General features: G+C 37.5%; 9 protein-coding genes. 3 read left to right on the forward strand and 6 right to left on the reverse strand.

Annotation, left to right across the window (positions count from 1 at the left end):
• Positions 1-35 precede the first annotated feature (35 nt).
• From F3G91_RS00725 to F3G91_RS00745, 5 genes are all read right to left on the reverse strand, one after another.
• Positions 36-494 carry a hypothetical protein gene (locus tag F3G91_RS00725; RefSeq protein ID WP_223227795.1) on the reverse strand — a complete coding sequence of 153 codons (459 nt, stop codon included), beginning with the start codon at positions 492-494 and terminating at the stop codon, positions 36-38.
• 310 nt (positions 495-804) lie between these two features.
• On the reverse strand, positions 805-1,608 hold the full coding sequence (locus tag F3G91_RS00730; protein ID WP_149700392.1) for a 3'-5' exonuclease: 804 nt from the start codon (positions 1,606-1,608) through the stop codon (positions 805-807).
• Positions 1,605-2,252 (reverse strand): ribulose-phosphate 3-epimerase, encoded by a 648-nt coding sequence (gene rpe, locus F3G91_RS00735; protein ID WP_103598776.1) that lies wholly within the window; start codon positions 2,250-2,252, stop codon positions 1,605-1,607. The genes F3G91_RS00730 and rpe overlap by 4 nt, the downstream gene beginning before the upstream one ends.
• Before the next feature lie 9 nt (positions 2,253-2,261).
• Positions 2,262-3,635, reverse strand: a complete 1,374-nt coding sequence (locus tag F3G91_RS00740) for a prephenate dehydrogenase (RefSeq protein ID WP_149700393.1) — start codon at positions 3,633-3,635, stop codon at positions 2,262-2,264.
• Positions 3,632-4,378 (reverse strand): hypothetical protein, encoded by a 747-nt coding sequence (locus tag F3G91_RS00745; protein WP_087583190.1) that lies wholly within the window; start codon positions 4,376-4,378, stop codon positions 3,632-3,634. Before F3G91_RS00745 ends, F3G91_RS00740 begins: the two co-directional genes overlap by 4 nt.
• 151 nt (positions 4,379-4,529) lie before the next feature.
• Between F3G91_RS00745 and rpmB the strand changes: the two genes are divergently transcribed.
• From rpmB to F3G91_RS00760, 3 genes are all read left to right on the forward strand, one after another.
• Positions 4,530-4,721 (forward strand): 50S ribosomal protein L28, encoded by a 192-nt coding sequence (rpmB, locus tag F3G91_RS00750; protein WP_002942221.1) that lies wholly within the window; start codon positions 4,530-4,532, stop codon positions 4,719-4,721.
• A gap of 22 nt (positions 4,722-4,743) precedes the next feature.
• Positions 4,744-5,874, forward strand: coding sequence for a potassium channel family protein (locus F3G91_RS00755; protein WP_009293929.1), 1,131 nt, complete (start codon positions 4,744-4,746; stop codon positions 5,872-5,874).
• 126 nt (positions 5,875-6,000) lie between these two features.
• Positions 6,001-6,222 (forward strand): DUF465 domain-containing protein, encoded by a 222-nt coding sequence (locus tag F3G91_RS00760; RefSeq protein ID WP_149700394.1) that lies wholly within the window; start codon positions 6,001-6,003, stop codon positions 6,220-6,222.
• Positions 6,223-6,314: 92 nt separating this feature from the next.
• Here the strand turns inward: F3G91_RS00760 and htpG are convergent, their stop codons facing one another.
• Entirely contained in the window at positions 6,315-8,171 is a 1,857-nt protein-coding gene (gene htpG, locus F3G91_RS00765; RefSeq protein WP_149700395.1) for a molecular chaperone HtpG, read from the reverse strand.
• Positions 8,172-8,390: the final 219 nt, after the last annotated feature.

The raw sequence follows: 8,390 nt of genomic DNA on the forward strand, positions 1-8,390 counted from the left end.
ATGCTTGCCTAATTTCTAATTTTATAAGTCAAAACCTATCCAAATATCTCAAATTTATGAAACAGCTCTGGCTCATCTTTTACTACGCCACGCTTAATAAGCTCAGCCACTACTTCGCGCTCGCAGTCAGTTTGCATAGGCCAGTCACGCGTGTAGCCCTCCAGCTCGTCCTTGCTAGTCGCATCCATGCAGAAATTTTCGACATCTATATTATTTCTCACACGCCAAAGCAGCATATATGGGTTTTCTAGGTAGTTTTGCATATCCACTACGACTAAAAGCTTAAAAAATTCTCTAAATTCTAAAAGCTTAGAAAAAAGCTCTTTTACAGGGCGATCTTTTTCAAATTTAATCACACAAATAGGCGTTTTACTCTCCTTTTTAAACTGCCTAAGCTCTTTAACATTTGGCGCAACGCTTTGAAATTTAGCCAAAAGTTCATCGCCACATAAAACCGTAAATTTAACTCCAAATTTAGCCAGCAGCTTTAACAAAAAGAAATTTATTCAATTTAACGCAAGCTCTAAATTTAGCTACAAAAGCAACCCGCCTAGTAAACTGCGTCATCAGTAGCGACGGCTTGGCTATGCTCATACAAAAACAGGCATTCACGAGAAATTTATCACAACGGCAACGTTGTTTCAAGGATTTTGTAAAGATCAGCGCTTGCAGGGCGATAGATCGTGACGTTATTGAAAATATGATGATCACAAACCGCGAAAAGATGGACGATCTCGTTTAAATAGGTCATAGCTAAATCAAATTTCTAAATTCCCAGCCAAGTGGCTTAAATTTAAACCAGCCCTACTCCAAAGCTTTTAGAACTGGCTCTGGTTTTAGCTTTACACTTGGGGCATTTTTGCTAAAGCTTATGAGATCCTCTGTAGTTTGGATACTAAAAGGCAGGCGTGTGAGGCAGACTTTAAAGATTTCAGCCGCTGCTATGGCGTCATTTAGGGCTCTGTGGTGGGTGTTGTTTATGCCAAGGAGTTCTTTTAGCGAGCCAAGACCGTATTTTTGCGAGGCGATGGTACGGCGGCTAAGATCGATGGTGCAAAGCTTTCTGTTTAGCAGTATGCCAAGGCCGATCTCATTTAGGCTGTGCGAGATAAATCCGTAGTCAAAATTTACGTTGTGCGCGATAAAGACGCTAGTTCCAAGAAAAATTTTAAACCGCTCCAGCACGTTTAGCAAATTTGGCGCCCCGACTAGATCGCTCGCCTTTATGCCAGTTAGCTCTGTGATATTTTCAGGCACCACACTAGCTGCCACAAAGCTTTCAAAGCGTCCTATTTCAGCACCATTTTTCATTTTTATAGCACCAATTTCTATTATCTGACCATTTGTCGTACCGCCAGTCGTTTCGATATCTACGACGCAAAATTCCTGCTCGCTAATATCTCGAAATCTCGTGCCAAGCTCGATCTCGTTGCTTTCATTTCTAGTGATGTCAAGCCCAAGAGTTCGCCACATATCAAGATCACGCACGTCAATGAGCGATGAAATTTCCTCAATATCGCTAAATTTTAAAATAAACTCGTGATAGCCTAAATTTTGACTAGCTAAAATTTCAATGCTATTTTCTAAACGCTGTTTTTTTGGTTTCAAAACTCAAGCTTTATGGCGCGAATGGCTTGTTCGTATGAATTTGATGAGAAGATGTAGTTGCCAGCCACCAAGACATCAGCCCCAGCCTCTTCAAGATCAGGCGCATTTAGTCCGTTCACGCCGCCATCTACTTCGATGAGGCACTTGGCATTTTTGCGCTCTATTAGCTCCCTTAGCGCCCTTGTTTTCTCAAGCACGACTGGCATAAATTTCTGACCACCAAAGCCTGGATTTACGCTCATTAATAGCACCATATCGACTTCATCGATGATGTGCTCGATCGCGCTAACTGGCGTGTGCGGATTTAGCACGATACCAGGGCTAACGCCGTTTTTTCTGATGTGATCTATTAGCCTCATCGGATGCTTCTCTTCTTCAATGTGAAAGGTTAGAAATTTTGGCTTTAGTGGCAAGAAAAGGTCAGCAAAAAATGAGTTATTTTCAACCATCAAATGAATATCAAGTGGCTTTGTAGCAGCCTTTGCGACGGCATTTACCACGACTGGTCCGATGGTTAAATTTGGCACAAAATGCCCATCCATAACATCAACATGCACCAGATCGCACCCAGCCTCGCAAATGGCTCTTATCTCGGCTGCCAAATTTCCAAAATCAGCCGACAAAATACTAGGTGCAACGTACATTTTAAATCCTTATTTACTTATAAAAATCACGCCAGTTTGGCTCTCTTTTGCATTTAATGTGGCAAAAATTCCACTGCTTGCTCTGTCAAAAAACATCTCATTTTCGAAAAATTTAAAGTTGCTAAGTTTTACCTTTAAATTTCTCTCTATGAAAATGTCTAAAATTTTGCTTGCAATGATACTAAAAATTTGAGAAAATCCGCTTAAACAGCCACACTCCAGATCGCCATTATCTGAAAAAATAGAGCAAATTTTACCAAGCTTGTCCTTTTTAACACCAAGCAAAATTCTCATCTGTACGTCGCCATAAAAGAGCCCGCAAGCCCGCAAATAGTCATTTTCACCCTCTACGTTAAAGGTGCTGATCTTCGCATCAAGGCATAAAATTTCACTCTCTATCAAAGGTGAGAGCACGTCTGTGACACTTGAGATCACAAGTGGCAAAAACTCAACCAAGTTTTTATTCATCTTTGTGGGCTCAATGTCGATAAGGCGCTTTTTAAAATAAAGCGTCGAGTCATCTTTGAAAAAGTCATCCATCTTTTTATATAAAAGTATCTTTGCCGCTTTTAAATTTGACGCAAGTGTCTCTGAGATATTGCCCTCATTTAAGCCACAAATCGCCACTATAGCGCCACTTTTTTGGCTCAGCTCAGATAGCTTTATCAAAAAACTAGCACCTATGGTATTTAAAGCGCCAACAGAATCAGACCAAAAAACAAAGAATTTAAAGCCTACCTTTTGCAACCTTTCGTGAAATTTATAGTCAAAATTCTGCACAAAAGAGCTATCTATGAGCCCAGCTGTCTTGTAAATGACAACGTCGCCTCTTACAAAGGTGCTAAACTCTTTTTTGCCTAAAACGATGTGATTTAGGGTGCTGATGGTGTATTTATAGGCTTGTTTGGCAGCGTTAAATTCTTCTACGCTTTTTACAAATTTACACTTGTAACACTTTTGCTCCAAAAGCGAGTTGATGTAGTCTTTGTATTGCTCGTTTTTGTTATAAATCACGATGGCTTCGCTGCTATCTGCTAAAGTATCATTTAAAAATAGCGTCGCAACTTTTTCATTTTCAAAGAGTGAAAATCTCAAAATATTTTTTGAAGTCTTTGCGACAAGCTCGTAAAAAGTATCGTCATAGTCGCAAACTGCAAACTCAGCGCCTATCTGCTTAGCGATGCTTGATAGATGCTCGCATGTGCTATTTAGCCAAAGTGGGCTAAAAAATGTGACATTTTTTAATGAAAGCAAAATGGCACTTATCTGCCTTGCGCAAATTTGCTCTATTTCGGCCTTTTTGATGCTTGAAGGAGTGATATTAACCTCTAAAAATCCAAATGGCCTAACTATGGCTAAAGAGCCCTCAAAAGTTACTTTCATTTTCTAAGAGCCTTTTTTAAATTTATAACCATATCAGCCGAAGCATGGACGCTAACATCGGTGATCCTATCTATGCCAAAGTCAAAAAATTTAGCAGTGCTTGCCTCATAAGAGAGCAAAATTTTAAAGTATTTTAAGACCAAAACCTCTTCTCTATTGAGCCTGTCGCTATCCCATCCTGCAAGCTTTAAAAGTACTCCAAATAGCGAAATGTCAAACCTTCGCTGCAAGATCCTATCAAAGCTCATGTCAGAAAAGCCAACGATATGTTTAAGCGAGTGTGGATACTTCAAAAAGATCAGCTCGCAAAATATAAGCAAAATTAGCGCGTAGGCAGCTAGAAACAAATTTTTTTGATTTTTTAGCCCAAGATAGTTTAAAAGTTTGCTCCAGTCAGATAGAAATTTGGCATTAAACTCCATCATCGAGTGTAAATTTACACCAAAATTTTTATATCTTTTTGGAGATTTGATAAAAACAAAATAAGAGCAAATTATCATTTTTAGGTTGTCTATGCCTAGCGGATAAGCCATCGCATAGATATCTCTAGTGTGGTTTTGAGCGCCAAAATCGCCTAAATTTACTATCGTAGCAAAGTACGCTTTAAAAGTCTCACTACCCCTCAAAAGCTCCATAGCAGCAGTGATGTCGCCCTCATCCAAGTGCTTTTGGCACTCATAAAAAGCATCGGGCATTTTATAGATAAAATTTGAAATTTCATCTATTTGATTTTTAGTTAGCATTTTTATTTTACCGATTTTTTATTTTGGGGCTATTTTAGCCTTAATTAAATAAAAAATCAACAAAACTTATAAATATAAATCTCCATTTTAAGCAATACTTTGGTTTTGTTTAGATAAAATCAGCAGAAATTTTTGTTTATAAGGAAAAAAAATGTCAAAAAGATGTGCGATAACTGGCAAAGGACCAATGGTAGGCAACAACGTAAGCCACGCCAACAATAAAACTAAAAGAAGATTTTTACCAAATCTTAGAACTATCCGTGTTACTCTAGAAGATGGCACAACAAGAAGAATAAAAGTTGCTGCTTCTACTCTAAGAACTATGAAAAAGCAGTCAAACTAAGAGATAAAATGAAGAGGAATTTATGTCTTTTCTCTCAAGACTTTTAAAATTCCTCAACTGGTCAAACTCCGCAAAACCAGAAATAAGCCTAGATACTGAGCTTTACGAACAACTAAAACCTTTTAGATTTCCACTAATTTCAGTCGTATTACTGTTACTTTTTGGAACACTGGGTTATATCTTTATAGATAACTTCTCTCTCATAGATGCCTTTTACCAAGCAGGTATGACCTTCACGACGGTCGGTTTTACCGAAGTTGCACCCATAACTCCAAAGGGGCGAATTTTTACTATAACATTTATCCTTGTTGGCTTCATCATTTTTACACTATCAATCGGTATCGTTGTAGAAGTTCTAAAAAGAGGCACATTAATTAGCATTTTAAAGGAAAGGCGTATGCTTTACAAGATCGCAAGACTAAAAAATCACTTCGTTATTTGTTATCACAACCTCTACACGATCGAGCTTAGCGCTCAGTTTCGTGAAAATCACATACCATTTGTAGTGGTTGACGACAGAGAAGATATCGCAGAATTAGCTCAAATTTACAAGTATCCATACTTCATAAAAGCTCAGCCTCACACTCAAATCGCCTTTTTAAAAACGCATCTATCAAGCGCAAAAGGATTAATCACTCTTAGCCCAAATATAGCTGATAATATCGCACTTATCGCATCTGTTAGACTTTATGAAAAAGAGATAGGTCGTAAAAAACCTTACCATATCATCACAAACTCTGATAGTGAAGATGATACACAAAGACTTAAAAAACTTGGTGCTGATAACGTAGTCAGCCCATCTCGCCTAGTCGCACAGCGTCTAAGTGCCATGAGCGTAAGACCTGATATGGAAAATTTACTCGAGCAATTTCTATACACAAAAAGCTCGCCTATCGACATAGAAGAAATTCTTGTGCCTGATTACTCTTGGATAAGGTTTAAAAGACTAAAAGAGACGCACCTAAGAAATATCACAAATGCTGACGTGGTAGGCATTAGAGACATAAATAATAAATTTATCCCGATGCCAAATGGTGACACTCTAATCGGCACTGGCACAAAGCTTTTAGTCATCGGCACAGTTGATGGCATACGCCTAACCAAACGCCTAGTAAAGAGCAAACACAAGCCAGAAGAACTAAAATACGTTTAGTTTTTGCATTTTGTGATAAATTTGGCTTAACCGCTATATACCAGAAGCTTTTATAGATCTAAATTTAGATAGCCAAACATTTACAAAGCCTTGTTAAAATTTATAAATTTTTTACAGGAGCTACGTATGTTACACGAATACACTGATCTCATAAATGAGTTGAAAAAAGTTGATGTTCATTTTGCCGCACTTTGCAAAAAGCATGACGAGCTAAATGAAAAGATAGATAGCAAAGCAGCGCAAGCCTCTGAGCTTGATACCTTGAAAAAAGAAAAATTAAAACTGAAAGATGAAATTTACGCTCAAATTTTAAAATATAAAGAAAAAATAAGTAAAAGTTTAAGCTAACAATGAGGCTAAATTTCACTTGGCTCGCATTATTTTAAGCTTTTACTAGACTATAAATTTAAAAAGCCCAAATTTCTTTGGGCTTACAAATTTTATATAGCTTTTATCATCACTTTTGTTAGAAGTTCTGAAAATTTAGCTGGATTTTCTAGGCTCATGCCCTCATTTAGCCTTGCCATATCAAGAAGCAAAGGCGCTATGTCATAAACCATTGCCTCATTTTTCTCAAGTTTTGCGAAAATTTCATGATCAGCATTGATCTCCAAGATCGGCTTAACTTTTGGAGCATTTGCGCCTTGTCCCATCTGTTTTAGCATCTCTTGCATAGCGTAATCAGGGTCGTTTTTATCATATATTAGCACCGCAGCCGAGCTTGAGAGCCTTGAGCTTAGCCTAACATCTTTTACCTCGTCTTTTAAGATTTCTTTCATCTTAACAAGTGTGTTTGCAACCTTGCTCTCATCGACCTTCTCATCGTTTTTGATCTCGTCGTTGATATCAGCATGTGAGACTGATTTTAGAGGTGTTTTGTCAAATTCATTGACCATTGGCATGACGATCGTATCGATCTCCTCATCCATTATTAACACTTCGATATCGTTTTTCTTAAAGCTCTCAAGAAGCGGCGAATTTCTTAGCATATTTTCGTTATTGCCGCTGATGTAGTAGATCGACTTTTGATCCTCTTTCATCGCCTCTTTGTACTCTTTTAGACTGATAAGCCCATCTCTTTTTGAACTTTTAAATAGGCAAAGATCTAAAATTTGCTCTTTTTCAGCGTTAAAGCCATAAAGTCCCTCTTTTAAAACCTTGCCAAATAGTTTGTAAAATTTTATGTATTTTTCGCGGTCGTTATCTTTTACTTTTGCAAGTTCGCTTAAAATTTTCTTCACACTTTGTTCTTTAACGGTTCGCATGATCGCATTTTCTTGTAAAATTTCACGGCTAACGTTTAGCGGCAAGTCCTCAACATCGATCACACCTTTGATAAATCTTAGATAAGGTGGCAAAAGCTCTTTTGCATCGTCAGTTATAAAAACCCTCTTTACATAGAGCTTCACGCCACTTTGATAATCAACCCTAAAGAGATCAAATGGCTCAGTGCTTGGCACATAAAATAGCGTCGAGTACTCGATCTTACCCTCAGCCTTTGTGTGGATGTAAAGGAGCGGATCGCTGCTGTCATGCGAAATTTGCTTATAAAAGTCGTTGTAGTCTTGCTCTTTTAGGCTGGCTTTATTTAGCCTCCAAAGCGCATTTGCCTTATTTATTTGCTCGTTTTTGGTCTCATAAGTGCCCTCTTTTTCGCCTTCTTTTGGAGCGACGTAGCTCTCTTTATCCATAAAGATAGGATAAGGGATGTGGTTTGAGTATTTCTTAACTATCTCTTCGATACGCCAAGAATTTGCAAACTCATCGTCGTTTAAGTGCAAGATGATGTCCGTGCCAAAGCCATCTTTTTTAGCATCTTCTATCTCATAGCTTTTTGCATCAGATGTCCATTTATAGGCTTTATCGCTTAGCGCTCTTTTGCTTATAACTTCGATCTTACTTGCCACCATAAATGCTGAGTAAAAGCCCACGCCAAACTGGCCGATCAGCGAGCTATCTTTTTTGGCATCGCCGCTTAAGCTTTGCATAAAGCCCTTTGTGCCACTTCTTGCTATCGTGCCTAAATTTGCGATGAGCTCGTCTTTATCCATGCCGATACCGTTGTCGCTGATGGTTAAAGTCTTAGCTTTTTCATCTACTTTGATATCTATCCTTGGAGTGTAGCTTAAGCTTTTATACTTTTCATCAGTCAAGCATAGGTAGTTTAGCTTGTCAAGTGCGTCGTTTGAGTTCGATATAAGCTCTCTTAAAAATATCTCTTTGTTTGAGTAAAGAGAGTGGATCATCAAATTTAAAAGGTCATTGACCTCGGTTTGAAATTCAAATTTATCTGCCATTTTCTTTTCCTTGTTTTAAAAATTTTGGCAGATTATAGCACAAAGTGATAAAAATATACTTAACCTTGATAGCATTACTATCAAGTTTTTTTATAAATTTTTAGATATATATGCTAGTTTATAAATAAAATAGAAATATGCATTTAATTTATATTATTAAAAATACTTTTTTGTATAGTATTTATTTAAAATAATGCATATTTGGCTATAAATTTTTTA

Source organism: Campylobacter concisus (genome assembly GCF_902460715.1).
Taxonomy (GTDB): Bacteria; Campylobacterota; Campylobacteria; order Campylobacterales; family Campylobacteraceae; genus Campylobacter_A; species Campylobacter_A concisus_AK.